Source organism: Mesorhizobium hunchu (assembly GCF_040081975.1).
Taxonomy (GTDB): Bacteria; Pseudomonadota; Alphaproteobacteria; order Rhizobiales; family Rhizobiaceae; genus Mesorhizobium; species Mesorhizobium hunchu.
This window is the reverse complement of sequence record NZ_JBEBMG010000002.1, coordinates 325534-341804: the sequence shown is the minus strand read 5'-3', so window position 1 is coordinate 341804 and position 16271 is coordinate 325534. Positions and strand designations below refer to the sequence as shown.

The window sequence follows — 16271 nt, the reverse complement described above, 5'->3', positions numbered from 1 at the left end:
GAATTCTCTCCCTTGAAAAAGACGAAAACCAAATCATCCGCCGCCTCTGCCGGACCGCTCCCTCGGCAATCCGTCGTTTCGCGTCCGCACGCAAACATTCGGCGCATGGGCAGATAAGCTTTGGCGGCGGGACCTTGTCAACCGCGTAACGGTTCTATCGCCGGATGAAGGTCAGATAGGCGGGACGGCGGCCTTCGCGCAGGGCCTTGGCCTCGTAGCGCGTTCCCGGCCACCCGGGATAAGGCTCGTTCCAGTCAACGGCCTCGCCTGCCCGCCAGGAAAACGCATCATGGCGACGACAGGCAAGCAGCGTCCAGTTGACGTAGCTGTCGATGTCGGAGGCGAAACAGAATTTTCCGCCGGGCTTCAGCACGCGGGCGAAGCGGTCGAGATTGGCGGGACCGACGAAACGGCGCTTCCAGTGCCGCTTCTTCGGCCACGGGTCGGGATAGAGCAGGTCGATCCAGTCGATCGACGCCGGCGGCAGCCAGTCCAGCAGTCGCGTGGCGTCGTCGTGATAGACCCTGGCGTTGTCGAGCGGCTGGCGCGCCAGCGCGGCCATCGTCTTGGCCATGCCGTTGACGAAAGGCTCGACGCCGATGAAGCCGGTCTGCGGATGCGCCGAGGCTTCATGAAGGAAGTGCTCGCCGCCGCCGAAGCCGATCTCCAGGCGAACGGTCGAAACGGGCGCGGTGAAGAGCACGCCGGGATCGGCCGGAGCCGGCTGGCCGAGGTCGACGGCGTAGCGCGCCAGTCCCGCCTCCAGCGCCTGTGCCTGGCCCGGCCGCAACGGCTTGCCGCGCCGGCGGCCGAAAAAGGCCTCGCTGGCGCGGCTCGGATGCTCTTGCGCTGGCGAGGCCATTTTTCCGGTCAGGCGGCGAGCGCCTGCTCGCGCGTGACGGCTTCCTTGAGGGCCTTGACCAGATCGGTCTTCTCCCAGGAGAACGAGCCGTCGCGGCCGGGCTTGCGGCCGAAATGGCCGTAGGACGAAGTCCGCGCGTAGATCGGCTTGTTGAGGTCGAGATGCTTGCGGATGCCGCTGGGCGACAGATCCATCACCTCGCGCAGGGCCTTTTCCAGCACCGCTTCGTCGACTTTGCCGGTGCCGTAGAGGTCGACATAGATCGACAGAGGCTGGGCGACGCCGATGGCGTAGGAAAGCTGGATCGAGCAGCGATCGGCCAGCTTGGCCGCGACCACGTTCTTGGCGAGGTAGCGCGCCGCATAGGCCGCCGACCGGTCGACCTTGGTGGTGTCCTTGCCGGAGAAGGCGCCGCCGCCATGCGGGGCCGCGCCGCCGTAGGTGTCGACGATGATCTTGCGGCCGGTGAGGCCGGTGTCGCCGTCGGGGCCGCCAACCACGAACTTGCCGGTCGGGTTGATGTACCAGTTGCAGTCATGAGCGATCCTGAGATCGCCGAGCGCCTCGCGGATGTAGGGCTCGACGACCTGACGGACCTTCTTCGAATCCCAGCTTCCATCGAGATGCTGGGTCGACAGGACAATCTGCGTGACCTCCACCGCCTTGCCGTTCTCATAGCGGACGGTGACCTGGCTCTTGGCGTCGGGGCCGAGCTTGCCGACCTCGCCCTTGCCCTCGTGACGGGCGGCGGCGAGCAGTTCGAGAATCTTGTGGCTGTAGTAGATCGGCGCCGGCATCAGGTCGGGCGTCTCGGTGCAGGCGTAGCCGAACATGATGCCCTGGTCGCCAGCGCCTTCCTCGCCCTGGCGGTCGGAGGCGTTGTCGACGCCCTGCGCGATATCGGCCGACTGCGGATGCAGGAGCACGTCGATCTTGGCGGTCTTCCAGTGGAAGCCGTCCTGCTCGTAGCCGATGGCCTTGATCGCCTTGCGGGCAGCCGATTTGAACTTGGCGGGATTGATGACCTTGTTGCCCTTCTTGTCGGTCTTGAAGAGCGTTTCGGGAATGCGTACCTCGCCGGCGATGACGACGCGGTTGGTGGTGGCGAGGGTCTCGCAGGCGACACGAACGTCGCGCGGATCCATTCCGGTTTTCCTGGCTTCGCGATAGACCAGATCGACGATCTCGTCGGAGATGCGGTCACAGACTTTGTCGGGATGTCCCTCGGAGACGGATTCCGAGGTGAAGAGATAGTTTTGCCGCGTCACGGGTGTCCCCACTTGAAAGAGGCCGGCGGGCTGCCGGCCAAGGCGGGGCACGTGTTACCGGGCCGGGCCACGCCTCGTCAAGACGAATGGCCCGGCTGGCTCAAGCGTTCGGCATGCAAAATGCGTAACGGGATGACACAGGCCGTGCCGGCGCCGCCGGCATTCGGCCGGCAGCGCCAGGAGGCGGCGCTCAGTCCGGTTCGTCGTCGGAAAGCGACTTCACGAGGTCGACGATACGGCGGCGCACCTTCGGATCGGCGATCCTGTAGAAGGCGCGATTGAGCTGCAGCCCCTCCGGCGTCGAGCAGAATTCGACCGCGAAGGCGGTGGGCGATTCTTCGGCAAAGCCGCCGGCGGCGGTGTCCTGTCCCGGCGCATCCTCGAAGAAGAAGGCGACAGGCACGCCCAGGATGGAAGCGATCGCCTGAAGCCGGCTTGCGCCGACCCTGTTCGTGCCTTTCTCGTATTTCTGGACCTGCTGGAATGTGATACCGAGATTCTCGCCCAGTTTTTCCTGGCTCATCCCCAGCATGTTGCGGCGTAGCCGGATCCGGCTGCCCACATGCGTGTCGATAGGGTTAGGCTTCTTCTTGTTTTCTTCTACCATTTTTTCCCTCGCCGAATTTGTCTCCGGCTGTGTGTTCTTTTCATGCATTCATGGGCGCGCGGCGGTTCCACGAGCCCATGAATCGACCGACTTCGAGAGAAACCAGACACTACAGTATGAGTTTCTAATATACCCCCTGTCAATTCAGCGGTAGCCGCTGCCTTACATTTAGAGCAACTGCCGCAAGGGCAAGGACGAGCAATAGAACAAACCCGTTAATACGGCGTTGGTCAGCCGAGACGACCCATTGCCGCACGACGGGCACGCGCACATCCAGAATGCCTTTCGCATCGATCGCCAGGGCATCGACGATCCTGCCGCGCGGATCCACCACCGCCGATATGCCGGTGTTGGCCGCCCGCAGAAGCGGTATGCCGTTTTCGACGGCACGGACCTGGGCTTGCCTGAAATGCTGGTAAGGCCCCGGCGTGTCCCCGAACCACGCATCGTTGGTGACGTTTACAATAAGCTCGCCTGACGTAACGTCAACTGCCACCAGTCGCGGAAAGATCACCTCGTAGCAGATGAAGGGCACGGCCTTGACGCCGCCCGGAACGGTGATCGCGTGGCGCGCCGCGCCGGCCGAGAAATCCATCGGGCCGGCGACGAACTGCTCGATGCCGAGCCGCTCGAGAAGTCCTGAAAGCGGCAGGTATTCGCCGAACGGCACCAGATGGACCTTGTCGACCGCATCGACGATCTGGCCGGTGTCGTCGATGGCCACCACAGAATTGTAGTAGCGGTCCTCTGCCCCCGTCCCGCTCTCCTCGCGCACGGCGCCGGCCAGCAGCAACTGGCCGGGCTTCAGCATGTCGCCGAGCGCCGTCAGCGCGTCGGGGCGCTCGTTGAACAGGAAAGGCACCGACGTTTCCGGCCACAGGATGAGCTGCGGCTCGGCATGGGTGAGATCCGGTTTCTGCGCCGAAAGCGTCAGCATGGTCTTGAAGATCCGGTCGCGCACCGCGGCGTCCCACTTCTCCGACAGGTCGACCGACGGCTGGACGATGCGGACGTCGAGGCTGCGGGACGCCGCCGGCTCGGGCTGCGTAAGCCGGAACCAACCAAAGCCGATATCGGCGCAGATCAGAACGACGAAGAGGACGATACCGAGGCGCAGATGGCGCCGCCCCGCCAGCAGGGCCGGCAGGGCGAAGACGACGACGGCCAGCACGTTCATGCCGACCATGCCGATCACCGACACGCCCTGCATGAGCAGCGGTACGGGCATCACGGCATAGCCGACCTCATTCCAGGGAAAGCCGGTGAAAAGGAAGCCGCGCAGCCATTCGGCGACGCCGAAGCCGAAGGCGAGTGCGGCGATCCTGCCGATATCGCTGCTCCAGAACAGGCGCGCCAGCGCCGTGGCGACGGCGTAGAAGAAGGCCAGCACCAGCGGGATGCCGACGACGGCGAGCGGCAAGGCCCAGGCGAACTCGTCCGCCTCGACCAGCAGCGCGGAGCCTATCCACCATAGGCCCGCCAGAAAGTAACCGAAGCCGAACCACCAGCCGACAGCGAAGGCGGGCCGCAGGCGCCTCAGCCGCCCGGCGGACGCATCGCCGGTGGCGCCGTCGAGCAGCCACACCAGCACCGGGAACGAGACGAACCCGACAGCCGGAAAGTCATAAGGCGCCTGCGCCAGGACCAGCAGGGCGCCGGCAAGGAACGCCGCCAGGGACCGGCGCCAGCCCCACAACAGAATTATCCGGCCGGCAAGGCGCTGCATGAAGCCGTCCCAAGGTCCCGCGAATCACCGCCTGATTTGTATCAGCCGGCGCGCCGCCCCCAAACCGCGCCGACGCGCCGATCCCCGACTTTCGCGCTCAATTTTCGCGGAGCGGCCGGTCAGGCGGCCTCCTGAGGAAGCGTCCTGCCGGTTCGTGCTTGGTCAGGCGTGGCCGACGGAGGAAACATTCGGTGCGGTCCCGTCCGCCTTGAGCCGCTCGCGGGCGACCGCCACGCTCGGCGCGAAAACGGCCGGGTCGCTGCCGAGGCCGTGGGTGGCCAGCATGTGCTCGACCTGCTGGGAGGCGCCGGCGATGACGAAGCGCACGCCTTCGCGCGCGGCTTTCCTGGCCACGCCCTCGATCACGTTAGCGGCGGTCGAATCGATAAACGGCACGCCCGAGCAATCGAGCACGAAATTGTGCCGCCGGTCGGCGATGCGGTCCAGCACATTCGCCAGGGTCGCCGCCGCGCCGAAGAAGAAGGCGCCGGAGATGCGATAGACCACCGTATCCGGGTCGGCGGCGCTGGCCGGATCGTAGGCGGCGCGCGCGCCGCCGGCGCCGTCACTGTCGTCGTCGGCGCGGTCCTCGGCGACCGGCGGCACATGCGTCTCGACCGCCACCTCGCGCGCCATGCGGCCGATGAACAGCAGCGCGCCCAGCGCGAAGCCGACCACGATGCCGGTCGTCAGGTCGCGGAAGATGACCAGCGCGAAGGTCGCCAGCAGAACCAGCGCATCGCCGCGCGACGATTTCACCAGCGCGGCCACCGCCGGCTTTTCGACCATGTTCCACGCAACGGTCGCCAGCACGCCGGCCAGCGCGGCCAGCGGGATGTAGCTGGCGAGCGGGGCGGCGACCAGCATGAACAGCAGGATGAACAGGGAATGGAAGATGCCGGACGCCGGGCCGTGCGCGCCGGCGCGGATGTTGGTCGCGGTGCGCGCGATCAGGCCGGTCACGCAGATGCCGCCGAACAGCGACGAACCGATATTGGCGACGCCCTGCGCCACCAGTTCGCAGTTCGAGCGGTGGCGGCGGCCGGTCATGCCGTCGGCAACGACCGCCGACAGCAGCGACTCGATGGCGGCCAGCAGCGCGAAGGAGAATGCGTCGGGAAGAACGGCGACCGCCTTGTCGAGGCTCAACGCCGGCAACGCCGGCTCGGGAAGGCTGCGCGGGATGCCGCCGAACTGGCTGCCGATGGTCTGGACGGGAAGATGGAGGATGGCCGCCGCCAGCGACGCCACCGCGACCGCGATGAGCAGGCCCGGCCATGTCGGCCGCCATCGCTTGAGGCCGACGATGATGGCCACGGTCAGCACGGCCAGCACGATCGCCGCCGGATTGGCCGTGCCGGCCGCGCCCGTCAACGCTTCCAGTTTCGGCACGAGATCGGCCGGCTCCTTGCCGGGCAACGTCAGGCCGAACAGGTCGTGCAGCTGGCTGGCGAAGATGATGACGGCGATGCCGGCGGTGAAGCCCACGGTAACGGGATAGGGAATGAACTTCACATAGGTCCCGAGCCGCAGATAACCGGCGGCGATCAGGAACACGCCGGCCATGAGCGTGGCCAGCAGAAGCCCGTCGAGGCCGTGGCGGTCAGCCGTCGAGGCCACCAGCACGATGAAGGCGCCGGCCGGCCCGCCGATCTGGAAGCGGCTGCCGCCGAGCGCACCGACCAGGAAACCGCCGATGATGGAGGTGTAGAGGCCGCGCGCCGGGTCGACGTGCGAGGCGATGGCGATGGCCATGGAAAGCGGCAGCGCCACGATGGCGACGGTCAGCCCGGCGATGAGATCGGCCCGCAATTGCGCCGCGCCGTAGCCTTCGCGCAGCACCGTCACCAGTTTCGGGGTGAACAGCTCCGCGAAGGTCGCGCGCGCCTGACCTGTTGGTACTTGTCCTGTTGGTGCCTGGCCTGTTGCCGCCTGCCCGCTTCGCGCCTGACTGATATCGCTCATCGCCTGCCTTCCGGACCGATGGCGGCGGGATCGTCGGCTGAAGCCTGCTGCGGCTGGAGGTCGGCGGTCGCCGTCGCGACTGGGACGCCGACTCGAAACGGAAATGCCGTTACGCGCTGCCCTTGAGCCGCACGCCGCGTCCGCCGCGCTCGCTGGACTGGTTCTCGCCGATGAGTTCCACCCCGGCCTCGTCGAGTGCCTGAATGACCTTCACCAGCGTATCGACCACGCCCCGCACCACGCCTTCGCTCGCCTCCATCCGCTGGATGGTCGGCAAGGACACGCCGGCGCGCTCGGCGAGCGTTTTCTGGTCGATGCCAGCCAGCGCCCTGGCGGCGCGCATCTGCGCAGCCGTGATCACCGGTCAGCACTCCCGTTTGAGTCTGCAAGATCAATGTATATTGTTGTCATAGTGATGTGTCAAACATTAGTATCGATAAACAAAACCTGACTAGTCCTCTTCCTCGGCGACGATGCGCCCACGCTGCAGGAATCGGGCCGCCAGCCAACACAGCAAAGCCCAGACGAGGCCGGCACACCAGCCGGCCAGCACGTCCGACGGCCAGTGGACGCCGAGATAGACCCGGCTGACGCCCACCATCAACGTCACCAGGATCGCCAGCGACAGTACGTAAATCCGCGTGACGCGGCCGCGCAGGAAGCGGGCAGCAAGCACTCCGAGGGTCAGGTAGGTCACCGTCGACAGCATCGCATGGCCGCTGGGAAAGGACATGGATGTCTCCGTCGCCAGATGCGACACGAGTTCGGGGCGCGGCCGGCTGACGCTGAATTTCAGCAGGCTGGAAATACCCTGGCCCAAAGCGACCGCGAGGAAGATGAACAGCGCGGTGCGTGCCTGTGCCGCCAGAAGGAAATAGATCACGGTCGCCGCGACGATGAGGACAAGCACGCTGACGCTGCCCAGCGCTGTGATGTCGCGCACCGCGCCTTCGAGCCAGGGAGGGCCGATCGGGATGTCGGGGTGACCCGGCTGACGGAAGGCGAGCAGGATACGCGTATCGAAATCATCCGGTGCGGACGCCAAAGCCACGTCCATCAGCCCGACCAGCGCCCACAGGCCCGCGGCGATCGCCAGGCAGGCCAGGAGGATGTCAAGCTCGATCCAGCGCGGCAGCCACGCTCCGCTTTTCGAGGGCGGCGTTTCGGGGTCGGAGGGTGTCGTCATCGTCCCTGAAGATAGGGGCCGAGCGTGATCAGCGCTACCGCCGCGATCGCCAAGACGACGCCGGCGCCCTGCAGCGCACCTATGCGCTCACTGTAGAAGGCAATCGCCACGATATTGACGGCGACGAGCTGGATGACCGCCGAGAGGCTGAAGGAGATCGACATGCCGAACTCGCGGATCAGCCGCAGCATCACGAGATTGCCAAGCGAATAGAGCGCCAGCGTCAGCACGATCTTGCCGAAGCTCGGCGACAGGCCCCATTGCTTGGCAGCGGTCGCGGCCAGCAGGAAGATGACGGTCGAGACAACAAGCTGCGCCAGCCCGAACAGACTCACGGAAGTGCCCTCCAGGCATGCCCGCCGACAGCGGAACCGGCTCAGGGACCGGGGCATGCGCGAAACCAGAATGACTGAAGCGTACAGGCCGATTTTGAAAGCGCGCGACGCGCCTCGGAAAACCGCCCTATCGCCACGCTTCTTTCCGAACCCGCGTCCACGGTCAAGAGGGTGCGGTGCGGATGTCGCCTGGAAAGCCCCGCGAAAGTCTGGTCCGATAGAGGTGAGCGCCCTATTTCGCTATCACGCGTTTCGGTATCGGAGCCGAAAGATGCCAAAGCCCATCCATGACAGGGGCCTTTTGAGGCCGGTCGACGTATCGCGCCTCCAAAGCGTCTTCGACGAGGTCTGCAGTCGCCGCAACATCGTTCCCGAGACCGAAGAGGCGCGCGAAGTGGCGCTGACGCTGCTGGCGCTCTACGAGGGCGGCATGACCGACAAGGCCATGCTGATTTCCGCGCTCGCCTTCAGGCGCCCCGAGCAGAATTCGGCCTGAGAGCCGGGTGTCGTCCGGGAGTCAGGTGCGCAGCCTGTAGCCGGTCCTGAATATCCAGGCGATGACCGCCACGCACGCAAGCAGGAACACCACCGTCATGCCGAGGCTGACGGAGACCGACACGTCGGAAATGCCGAAGAACGCCCAGCGGAACCCGCTCACCAGATAGACGACCGGGTTGAACAGCGTGATCGTGCGCCAGATGCCCGGCAGCATGTCGATCGAATAGAACGAGCCGCCGAGGAAGGTAAGCGGCGTCACGATCAGCAGCGGCACGAGCTGCAACTGCTCGAAGCTCGCGGCCCATATGCCGATGATGAAGCCGAACAGCGAGAAGGTGACGGCCGTCAGGATCAGGAACACCAGCATCCAGACCGGGTGCTGGATATGCAGGTCGACAAACAGCGCAGCGGTGGCCAGGATGATGAGGCCGATCGCAACCGACTTGGTGGCGGCGGCGCCGACATAGGCCACCACGATCTCCAGATAGGAAATCGGCGCCGACAGGATCTCGAAGATGGTGCCGACGAATTTCGGGAAATAGATGCCGAAGGACGCATTCGAGATCGACTGCGTCAGCAGCGACAGCATGATCAGGCCCGGCACGATGAAGGCGCCGTAGCTGATGCCGTTGATCTCGGAAATGCGCGAGCCGATGGCCGCGCCGAAGACCACGAAATAGAGCGATGTCGAGATGACGGGCGACACGACGCTTTGCAGGATGGTGCGCAGCGTGCGCATCATCTCGACCTTGTAGATCGCCCATATTGCCTGACGGTTCATGGCTCTTTTCTCACCAGCGAGACGAAGATTTCTTCCAGCGAACTTGCCTTGGTGTCGATGTCGCGGAACTGAACGCCGGCCGCCTCCAGGTCGCGCAGCAGCGAGGCGACGCCCGGCCGGTCCGCCTGATTGTCGTAGGTGTAGGTGAGCGCGTCGCCGCCGGGCGAAAGCTCCAACCCGTACTGCGAAAGCTGTTCCGGTATCGTATCGAGCGCCGAGCGCAGTTCGACCACGAGTTGCTTGCGCCCGAGCTTGCGCATCAGCTCGGTCTTGTCCTCGACGAGGATGATCTCGCCCTTGTTGATGACACCGACCCGGTCGGCCATCTCCTCGGCCTCCTCGATATAGTGGGTGGTGAGGATGATGGTGACGCCGCTGTCGCGCAGCCGGCGCACCAGCGCCCACATGTCCTTGCGCAATTCGACATCGACGCCCGCTGTCGGCTCGTCGAGGAACAGGACCTTCGGCTCGTGCGCCAGCGCCTTGCCGATCATGACGCGGCGCTTCATGCCGCCGGACAGCGTGATGATCTTGGAATCGCGCTTGTCCCACAGCGACAGGTCCCTCAACACCTGCTCGACGAAGGCCGGGTCGGCCGGCTTGCCGAACAGGCCGCGGCTGAAGGAAAGCGCGTTCCTGACCGTTTCGAAGGCTTCGACGGTGAGTTCCTGCGGCACCAGCCCGATCAGGCCGCGCGCCGCGCGGTAGTCGCTCGATATGTCGTGGCCGTCCACCGTGACGGTCCCGCCCGAACGGTTGACGATGCCGCAGACGATCGAGATCAGCGTCGTCTTGCCGGCGCCGTTGGGACCGAGCAGCGCGAAGATCTCGCCGCGCCTGATGTCGAGGTTGATGTCCTTGAGGGCCGTGAAGCCGGTGGCGTAGGTTTTCGAGACGCCGGAAATGGAGATGACGGAAGACATGGGACGAAAGGGCTTTTTGAAAAAGGGGAATGCCTTGTGCCGCTGAATGTCGGTCGGCACAACCCGGTTTCAATGCCCTTCCTGACATATCTCGCCAGTCCTGCCCATCCGGGCAGGAAGACCATACCGGTCGCTCCGGATCGCGTCTATCTACTGCTTCGGCGCCTGCGGCCTGACCTGGCCGGGCTTGATGATCGGCGTCTTGCCCTGGTCCGGGGCCGGCTCGGTCATGCCCTCGTCGCCCGTCGGCGGTGGCTTGAGGACGCCGTTGCACGGGTCGAGTTTCCCGCTCAGGCCGCCGGAGCGGTTGCCCTGCCCCGCTGACGCGCCAGCACCGCCATTGTCGTTGCCGGTGTTGGTGTTCGCATCCGGTTCGGCCTGGCACGGCGAAGCGGGCGCGGGTTGCGAACCGGTGCCCGTCTGGGCGCCGGCCGTCTGCGCCGAAAACAGGAGCACCGGAACCGCAAGCATGACGATCGGTCTCATGGTCGCCTCCATCGAATGACTGTCATCCTGGTCAAGACGGCCCGACCGGTTTGGTTCCGCGCCAGGCGCCGTCCATGATGCCGCAGCGGGGAACGAACAGGCGGCGGCGTAGTTGAAAGGGATCACGCGAGCGAAGGAAATTTCCATGGGACCTTTGAGAAAGCCGGTCGATCGCGACCGTTTCGACAGGGACAGGCCGCGCGGCGACCGGTCCGGCATCGAGGCAGGCATCGAGGACGATGCGCCCGAAATGACCGATCAGGACTGGGAAAGCCTTGAAGGCGCGGCGCCCGATGACGAAATGACGGAAGGTGACGGCGACGCGGGCGACGGCATCGAAAGCGCGGTGCGGTCCGGCATCGAGGTTGACGGCGATCTTCCCGAGGAGGACGACGACAATCCCGATCAGGACAGCGACGAGGCGCTGCCAGACGACGAGGAGGAACAGGCCCTGCGCCGCGACATGTCCGGCATCGGCACGCGCTACGAGCCGGAATGAAGAGACATCCGATCCAATTTCCGTGAAGACCATATGAGGGAAAACATGCTCAAGATCGTATCCGCCGCCGGCGTCGCTTCCATGCTTCTCGCCGGAACCGCGTTTGCGCAGGATGCCTCGCGCTTCCCGCCGCCGAACGCCAAGAAGCTGTCGGAAATCATCGCCAAGGTCGAGAAGCGGCCCGACTTCCGCTACATCCACGAGGTCGAGTGGGACGACGGCGGCTATGAGGTGACCTACTACACCACCGACAACGCCAAGGTGGAAATCAAGTTCGATCCCGTCAGCGCCGAGCCGCAGAGCCTGCGATAGCGCAGGGGTCGCGCTGAGGCTGCCTTTCACAGCAGCCGGTGCTACACGCAGGGCCGGCACTTCACGCGGGCCAGCACTTCACGCAGGCCGGCACTTCACGCAGGCTGGCACTTCACGCAGGCTGGCACTTCACGCAGGCCAGCACTTCACGCAGGATTGTGGAACGAGAGGCTGCGGACGCGGGAGAAGTCTGCCAGAATTACCGGATGGACGCTTCGACCGAACAGGCGCAGCACGCGCTTCTCAGCGATCTCCAGCGCCTCTCGCTCGACTATTTCGCCAAGGAAGCCAATCCGCAGAACGGACTGGTGGCCGATCGCACGGCGCCGGGCGCCCCGGCCTCGATCGCCGCGACTGGGCTTGCGCTGACCGCCTATCCGGTCGGCGTTGCGCGCGGCTTCATGAGCCGCGCCGACGCGGTCGCCCGCACGCTGGCCACGCTGCGCTTCTTCCGCGACGCGCCGCATGGCCCCGAGCCCGACGCCACCGGCCATAAGGGCTTCTACTACCACTTCCTTGACATGCAGACGGGGAAACGGGTCTGGAAGTGCGAGCTTTCCACCGTCGATACCGCCCTGCTCCTCGCCGGCGTGCTCGCCGCAGCCGCCTATTTCCGCGAGGACGATCCGGACGAAGCCGAAATCCGGCGGATCGCGGACGACCTCTATCGCCGCGCCGACTGGCGCTGGGCGCAGAACGGCGGTGCCATGGTCACGCATGGCTGGCGGCCCGAAAGGGGCTTTTTGCGCTATCGCTGGCAGGGTTACGACGAGGCGCTGATCCTCTATATACTGGGGCTCGGCTCGCCGACCCATCCGCTGCCGCAGGAGAGCTACCAGGCATGGCTGTCGGGCTACCGTTGGAAACGCGTCTATGGGCGCGAGTTCCTTTACGCCGGCCCCCTCTTCATCCACCAGCTCTCGCATATCTGGATCGATTTCCGCGGCATCCGCGATGCCTTCATGCGTGAGCGCGGCAGCGACTATTTCGAAAACAGCCGCACCGCCACCTATGTCCAGCGCGACTATGCGATCCGCAACCCGCGCGGCTTTGCCGGCTATGGCGAAAATTGCTGGGGCATCAGCGCCAGCGACGGACCGGGACCGCTGAGGCGCCGGATCGCGGGGCGCGAGCGCACCTTCTCAGGCTATCTGGCGCGCGGCGTTCCCCACGGCCCCGATGACGGCACGCTGTCGCCCTGGGCGACCGCCGCCTCGCTGCCCTTCGCGCCGGAGATCGTGGTGCCGGCACTGCAACATTTCCACGCGCTCGACCTCAAGGACGACAATCCCTACGGCTTCACGTCGAGCTTCAACCCGACGCTGCCGGCCGCCGACGGCCATCGCCGCGGCTGGGTGGCGCCCGACCATATCGGCATCAACCAGGGGCCGATGGCGCTGATGATCGAGAACCACCGCTCCGACTTCCTGTGGACGCTGATGCGGTCCTGCCCGCACGTCGTCCGGGGCCTGCGCCGCGCCGGCTTTTCCGGCGGCTGGCTGGACTGACCACGACCTTGCCCTCTCCCGGCGTTGCGCTAGACTTTCGGCGTTGATTCCGGCGTGGCCCGCGCCGCCTCCCTCCATCGGGAAGTGCCTGACGCACGGGGCGATCCGAACTCTCGACCAACTGTTTGAGCTCGAAGCATGAGGGGGGATTGCGTGACCGGCTCGCAACAGGAGGTTGCCATGAAACTGTCCAAACCCGTCCATCGGCTCAAGGACGAAGCCAGACGCCTGTCGCGCGACTTGCGCCTGCCGCTCCATGCCGCGCTCGACCGCATCGCCGCCCGCGAAGGCTTTGCGCGCTGGAGCCTGCTTGCCGCCAGGGCTTCGCAGCCGGAACCGGCAGCAGGTTTCCTTGCCGGGCTGCAACCGGGCAATCTGCTCCTGATCGGCGCCCGGCCGGGCCAGGGCAAGACGCTGATGGGGCTGCGGCTTGCCATCGAGGCCACGCGCCTCGGCCGGCGCGCCTTTTTCTTCACGCTGGAGTATACCGAGCGCGAGGTGCGCGAGCGCCTCGACAGGCTGGACGCGGACTGGACGACGCTTGCCCCGCTGTTCGAGATCGACGCCTCGGACGCCGTCAGCGCCGGCCATGTCATCGACCGGCTGGCCACCGCGGCAAGCGGCGATGTCGCGGTGATCGACTATCTGCAACTGCTCGACCAGCGGCGGGCAAATCCGGGGCTCGGCGAGCAGGTCCGCATGTTGCGCGCTTTCGCACGGACGCGAGGGCTGACAATCGCCTTCCTGTCGCAGATCGATCGCCGCTACGACCCGGCGGCGAAGGACCTGCCGGACCTGGAGGATATCCGGCTGCCGAACCCGCTCGACCTCGGCCTGTTCGACAAGGCCTGCTTCCTCGGCAACGGGCAGGCGCGGTTTCTTGCGGTGGCGTGAGAGGCTGGAGTTTCCGGCGACCGGCCCTGGCGCTTGTCACAACCCTGGCAGGCGGGCTTCCGGCCGTCGAGCACCCCCACCCCTGTCCCCTCCCCACAAGGGGGAGGGAGACGCAGACACCGCCCTTTCACCAAAGATCGCCAGCATTGACGCATGTGGCTCCACCGCAGAGTCCCCCTCCCCCCTTGCGGGGAGGGGTTAGGGGTGGGGGTACGCCGTCACCTGAACAGGTATCGAGAAGGCGCCCAAAGAGGCGCCTCAACTCTTGTTCTGCGCCATCACCAGCACCGGCTTGTCGCGGTAGAGGTTCGGAAAGAGCCGCTTCAGGGCCGCGACCTTGGGCAGGTCGTTGTAGACGATGTAAGGGTAGGTCGGGTTGAGCGTCAGGAAGTCCTGATGGTAGGCCTCGGCCGGATAGAAGGTCTTGCCGGTCTCGATGGTGGTGACGATCGGTTCGCCGAACAGCCTGCCTTTGCCGAGCTGGGCGATATAGGCCTCGGCGATCTTCTTCTGCTCGTCATTGGCGGCAAAGATGGTCGAGCGGTACTGGGTACCGTAGTCCGGCCCCTGGTAGTTCAGCTCGGTCGGATTGTGCGCCACCGAGAAATAGATCTGCAGCAGCTTGCCGTAGGTGACCTTGGCGGGATCGTAGGTGATCTTGACCGATTCCGCATGGCCGGTGCGGCCGGTGCCCACGGTCTCGTATTCGGCGTCGTCCTTTGCCCCGCCGGTGTAGCCCGAGACGGCATCGGAAACGCCGTCGACATGCTGGAAGACGCCCTGCACGCCCCAGAAGCAGCCGCCGGCCAGCACCGCCGTCTCGGTGCCCGACGACGCCTTCTCGTCAATGGCGGGCGGAGGAATCTTCACCGCCTCCTCGGCCGAGAGGGCCGGCGCCTGCCACAGCGCAAGGGCCGCGGCCGACAGGGCGAACAGGCCAAGGGCGCCGCGCGCCAATCCGGAGTTCGGACGTTTCAGAAACTTGATCGCGGTCATGACGAAGCTCCATCGAGTTCAGGAGGTATTGCATTGTAGGCCAGGAACGGCGCCGGCGCGCGTCACGATGCCGTGCATCAGGGGCCGTGCATCGAAGAACGGCGCCGGCGAGACGCCCTCAAGGGCGCATCAAGCGGATATCAGTTGGACTGCGCCGGCTTCATGGCGTCGCCGGACTTCATGGCGTCGGAGCCCATCGAATCCGACTTCATGCCCATGTCGTCGCAGGCCTTCATGGCTTCGTCCTTCTTCATCTGGTCGCTTTCCATGCCGGCCTTTTCCTTGCAGGCGGCCATCGCCCCTTCATCGGCCTTCATCGAGGAGTCGGACTTCATCATGGCATCGTCCGATTTCATCATGCCCCCGTCCGACTTCATGGCGTCGCCGGCAGGCTTCATGGCGTCGTCGGCGAAGGCGGCGCCAGACAGGGCGGACAGGCCGGCGAAAGCGGCGAAGGCCAGCATCGGCAGGGTCTTGGCGGTCAGAATGGTCATGTCGGTCTCCTCTTGCGTTGTGGCGCGCTCTTTCCGCGGGCCTCCTGGGTTCGGCCGCGAAACGGCCCTCTCCGTGCCACCGGTCCCTCTCGGAGAACGACCGCCGGCATCGAACTTCTATTCGGCCGCGGCGGCGGCCAGGATCGGGCCGCCGTCGTGATGCTGAACCAGAACGGCCGTCGCCAGCCCGCCCTCGCCGGACGGCAAGGGCAGCGCGGCCTTTGCGCCGGTCCACGATCCGAGGCGGACCAGCGAGCGCACGACATTGGCGTGGCCCAGCGTGTGGCCGCGGTTCTCGCCGCGGGCGACCGGGACCTGGACGACGCCGGGCCGGTAGCGCACCAGCCAGACATCGGCACCGCCGGCCGGGGCCGCGCCTGCTCCGATCTCTATCGCATCCTTGGCAAACCGCAGCGACGGGCCTTCGGCCGCCGGGCCGCGCTCCAGCAGCGCATCGATCTTGGAAAGCTCGTTGCCGACCGTATCGGCAGCGCCGTTGACCACGATCTGCGGGGTGAACGGCCCGGATTCGCCGAGCGCCGGCTCATAGGTGACCTGCCGCTCGGTGAACTCCTTCTTGCCGAAAGTGTCCTTCCAGCCGAGATAGTCCCAGTAGGTGACGTTGAAGGACAGCGCCAGCACGCCTGGACGGTCCTTGATCCTGATCAGGTTTGCATTGGCCGGAGGACAGGACGAGCAGCCCTGGCTGGTGAACAGCTCGACGACGGTCAGCGGCTGCGCGCGAACCGCGCCGGTCGCCGACACGGCTGCGAGGGCAAGGCCCGTTCCAATCAGGATACGCCCCAAGAGACGTCTGCCGGCAGCCTTCATGATGGATGTCTCCGCTCGCTCGGAGGCCGTCGCGACCTCGATTGCCACCGGTTCGCGGCGGACGTGGCGGGCGTTACAGCGATCACCGCTTCGTGATCCG

Annotated in this window: 19 protein-coding genes; 5 read left to right on the top strand and 14 right to left on the bottom strand. The window is 65.8% G+C overall.

Annotated elements, in window-relative coordinates:
* Positions 1-154: 154 nt before the first annotated feature.
* The 8 genes from trmB to ABMA46_RS05110 form a co-directional block, all read right to left on the bottom strand.
* Positions 155-862 carry a tRNA (guanine(46)-N(7))-methyltransferase TrmB gene (trmB, locus tag ABMA46_RS05145; RefSeq protein WP_348998236.1) on the bottom strand — a complete coding sequence of 236 codons (708 nt, stop codon included), beginning with the start codon at positions 860-862 and terminating at the stop codon, positions 155-157.
* 8 nt (positions 863-870) lie between these two features.
* Complete coding sequence (gene metK, locus ABMA46_RS05140) at positions 871-2130, bottom strand: methionine adenosyltransferase (RefSeq protein WP_348998235.1); 1260 nt, start codon at positions 2128-2130, stop codon at positions 871-873.
* A 190-nt stretch (positions 2131-2320) separates the two neighbouring features.
* Positions 2321-2737, bottom strand: coding sequence for a helix-turn-helix domain-containing protein (locus tag ABMA46_RS05135; RefSeq protein WP_348998234.1), 417 nt, complete (start codon positions 2735-2737; stop codon positions 2321-2323).
* Between the two features lie 139 nt (positions 2738-2876).
* Entirely contained in the window at positions 2877-4463 is a 1587-nt protein-coding gene (gene lnt, locus ABMA46_RS05130; RefSeq protein WP_348998233.1) for an apolipoprotein N-acyltransferase, read from the bottom strand.
* A gap of 162 nt (positions 4464-4625) precedes the next feature.
* Entirely contained in the window at positions 4626-6428 is a 1803-nt protein-coding gene (locus ABMA46_RS05125) for a SulP family inorganic anion transporter (RefSeq protein ID WP_348998232.1), read from the bottom strand.
* 109 nt (positions 6429-6537) lie between these two features.
* Positions 6538-6789 carry a helix-turn-helix domain-containing protein gene (locus ABMA46_RS05120; RefSeq protein ID WP_348998231.1) on the bottom strand — a complete coding sequence of 84 codons (252 nt, stop codon included), beginning with the start codon at positions 6787-6789 and terminating at the stop codon, positions 6538-6540.
* Positions 6790-6879: 90 nt separating this feature from the next.
* On the bottom strand, positions 6880-7614 hold the full coding sequence (locus ABMA46_RS05115; RefSeq protein WP_348998230.1) for a phosphatase PAP2 family protein: 735 nt from the start codon (positions 7612-7614) through the stop codon (positions 6880-6882).
* The gene (locus tag ABMA46_RS05110; RefSeq protein ID WP_348998229.1) at positions 7611-7949 is read right to left on the bottom strand and encodes a hypothetical protein; all 339 of its coding nucleotides are present in this window, start codon (positions 7947-7949) and stop codon (positions 7611-7613) included. The genes ABMA46_RS05115 and ABMA46_RS05110 overlap by 4 nt, the downstream gene beginning before the upstream one ends.
* Positions 7950-8220: 271 nt before the next feature.
* On the opposite strand from ABMA46_RS05110, the gene ABMA46_RS05105 reads away from it, so the two are divergent.
* Positions 8221-8445, top strand: coding sequence for a hypothetical protein (locus ABMA46_RS05105; RefSeq protein WP_348998228.1), 225 nt, complete (start codon positions 8221-8223; stop codon positions 8443-8445).
* A 21-nt stretch (positions 8446-8466) separates the two neighbouring features.
* On the opposite strand, the gene ABMA46_RS05100 is transcribed toward ABMA46_RS05105, so the two are convergent.
* From ABMA46_RS05100 to ABMA46_RS05090, 3 genes are all read right to left on the bottom strand, one after another.
* Complete coding sequence (locus ABMA46_RS05100; RefSeq protein ID WP_348998227.1) at positions 8467-9228, bottom strand: ABC transporter permease; 762 nt, start codon at positions 9226-9228, stop codon at positions 8467-8469.
* Positions 9225-10151 carry an ABC transporter ATP-binding protein gene (locus tag ABMA46_RS05095; RefSeq protein ID WP_348998226.1) on the bottom strand — a complete coding sequence of 309 codons (927 nt, stop codon included), beginning with the start codon at positions 10149-10151 and terminating at the stop codon, positions 9225-9227. The genes ABMA46_RS05100 and ABMA46_RS05095 overlap by 4 nt, the downstream gene beginning before the upstream one ends.
* 150 nt (positions 10152-10301) lie before the next feature.
* Positions 10302-10637: a hypothetical protein gene (locus ABMA46_RS05090; protein ID WP_348998225.1), complete on the bottom strand. Its 336-nt coding sequence runs from the start codon at positions 10635-10637 to the stop codon at positions 10302-10304.
* 145 nt (positions 10638-10782) lie between these two features.
* Here ABMA46_RS05090 and ABMA46_RS05085 point away from each other — a divergent pair, with 145 nt between their 5' ends.
* From ABMA46_RS05085 to ABMA46_RS05070, 4 genes are all read left to right on the top strand, one after another.
* Complete coding sequence (locus ABMA46_RS05085) at positions 10783-11136, top strand: hypothetical protein (RefSeq protein ID WP_348998224.1); 354 nt, start codon at positions 10783-10785, stop codon at positions 11134-11136.
* Between the two features lie 45 nt (positions 11137-11181).
* On the top strand, positions 11182-11448 hold the full coding sequence (locus ABMA46_RS05080) for a PepSY domain-containing protein (RefSeq protein ID WP_348998223.1): 267 nt from the start codon (positions 11182-11184) through the stop codon (positions 11446-11448).
* Positions 11449-11654: 206 nt separating this feature from the next.
* On the top strand, positions 11655-12956 hold the full coding sequence (locus tag ABMA46_RS05075; RefSeq protein ID WP_348998222.1) for a glucoamylase family protein: 1302 nt from the start codon (positions 11655-11657) through the stop codon (positions 12954-12956).
* A 180-nt stretch (positions 12957-13136) separates the two neighbouring features.
* Positions 13137-13850, top strand: coding sequence for a DNA helicase (locus ABMA46_RS05070; protein ID WP_348998221.1), 714 nt, complete (start codon positions 13137-13139; stop codon positions 13848-13850).
* A 258-nt stretch (positions 13851-14108) separates the two neighbouring features.
* Here ABMA46_RS05070 and msrA read toward each other — a convergent pair whose 3' ends face one another.
* The 3 genes from msrA to ABMA46_RS05055 all read right to left on the bottom strand — a co-directional run bounded on the left by msrA (position 14109) and on the right by ABMA46_RS05055 (position 16171).
* The gene (gene msrA, locus ABMA46_RS05065) at positions 14109-14846 is read right to left on the bottom strand and encodes a peptide-methionine (S)-S-oxide reductase MsrA (protein WP_348998220.1); all 738 of its coding nucleotides are present in this window, start codon (positions 14844-14846) and stop codon (positions 14109-14111) included.
* 140 nt (positions 14847-14986) lie between these two features.
* Complete coding sequence (locus tag ABMA46_RS05060) at positions 14987-15340, bottom strand: hypothetical protein (RefSeq protein ID WP_425475687.1); 354 nt, start codon at positions 15338-15340, stop codon at positions 14987-14989.
* Positions 15341-15457: 117 nt separating this feature from the next.
* Positions 15458-16171 (bottom strand): DUF1223 domain-containing protein, encoded by a 714-nt coding sequence (locus ABMA46_RS05055; protein ID WP_348998219.1) that lies wholly within the window; start codon positions 16169-16171, stop codon positions 15458-15460.
* Between the last annotated feature and the right edge of the window lie 100 nt (positions 16172-16271).

Excerpts from the sequence above, each read along its gene's own strand:
- trmB (WP_348998236.1), bottom strand. The coding sequence starts at position 862 with ATGGCCTCGCCAGCGCAAGAGCATCCGAGCCGCGCCAGCGAGGCCTTT.
- ABMA46_RS05135 (WP_348998234.1), bottom strand. The coding sequence starts at position 2,737 with ATGGTAGAAGAAAACAAGAAGAAGCCTAACCCTATCGACACGCATGTG.
- lnt (WP_348998233.1), bottom strand. The coding sequence starts at position 4,463 with ATGCAGCGCCTTGCCGGCCGGATAATTCTGTTGTGGGGCTGGCGCCGG.
- ABMA46_RS05125 (WP_348998232.1), bottom strand. The coding sequence starts at position 6,428 with ATGAGCGATATCAGTCAGGCGCGAAGCGGGCAGGCGGCAACAGGCCAG.
- ABMA46_RS05115 (WP_348998230.1), bottom strand. The coding sequence starts at position 7,614 with ATGACGACACCCTCCGACCCCGAAACGCCGCCCTCGAAAAGCGGAGCG.
- ABMA46_RS05105 (WP_348998228.1), top strand. The coding sequence starts at position 8,221 with ATGCCAAAGCCCATCCATGACAGGGGCCTTTTGAGGCCGGTCGACGTA.
- ABMA46_RS05100 (WP_348998227.1), bottom strand. The coding sequence starts at position 9,228 with ATGAACCGTCAGGCAATATGGGCGATCTACAAGGTCGAGATGATGCGC.
- ABMA46_RS05095 (WP_348998226.1), bottom strand. The coding sequence starts at position 10,151 with ATGTCTTCCGTCATCTCCATTTCCGGCGTCTCGAAAACCTACGCCACC.
- ABMA46_RS05090 (WP_348998225.1), bottom strand. The coding sequence starts at position 10,637 with ATGAGACCGATCGTCATGCTTGCGGTTCCGGTGCTCCTGTTTTCGGCG.
- ABMA46_RS05085 (WP_348998224.1), top strand. The coding sequence starts at position 10,783 with ATGGGACCTTTGAGAAAGCCGGTCGATCGCGACCGTTTCGACAGGGAC.
- ABMA46_RS05080 (WP_348998223.1), top strand. The coding sequence starts at position 11,182 with ATGCTCAAGATCGTATCCGCCGCCGGCGTCGCTTCCATGCTTCTCGCC.
- ABMA46_RS05075 (WP_348998222.1), top strand. The coding sequence starts at position 11,655 with ATGGACGCTTCGACCGAACAGGCGCAGCACGCGCTTCTCAGCGATCTC.
- ABMA46_RS05070 (WP_348998221.1), top strand. The coding sequence starts at position 13,137 with ATGAAACTGTCCAAACCCGTCCATCGGCTCAAGGACGAAGCCAGACGC.
- msrA (WP_348998220.1), bottom strand. The coding sequence starts at position 14,846 with ATGACCGCGATCAAGTTTCTGAAACGTCCGAACTCCGGATTGGCGCGC.
- ABMA46_RS05060 (WP_425475687.1), bottom strand. The coding sequence starts at position 15,340 with ATGACCATTCTGACCGCCAAGACCCTGCCGATGCTGGCCTTCGCCGCT.
- ABMA46_RS05055 (WP_348998219.1), bottom strand. The coding sequence starts at position 16,171 with ATGAAGGCTGCCGGCAGACGTCTCTTGGGGCGTATCCTGATTGGAACG.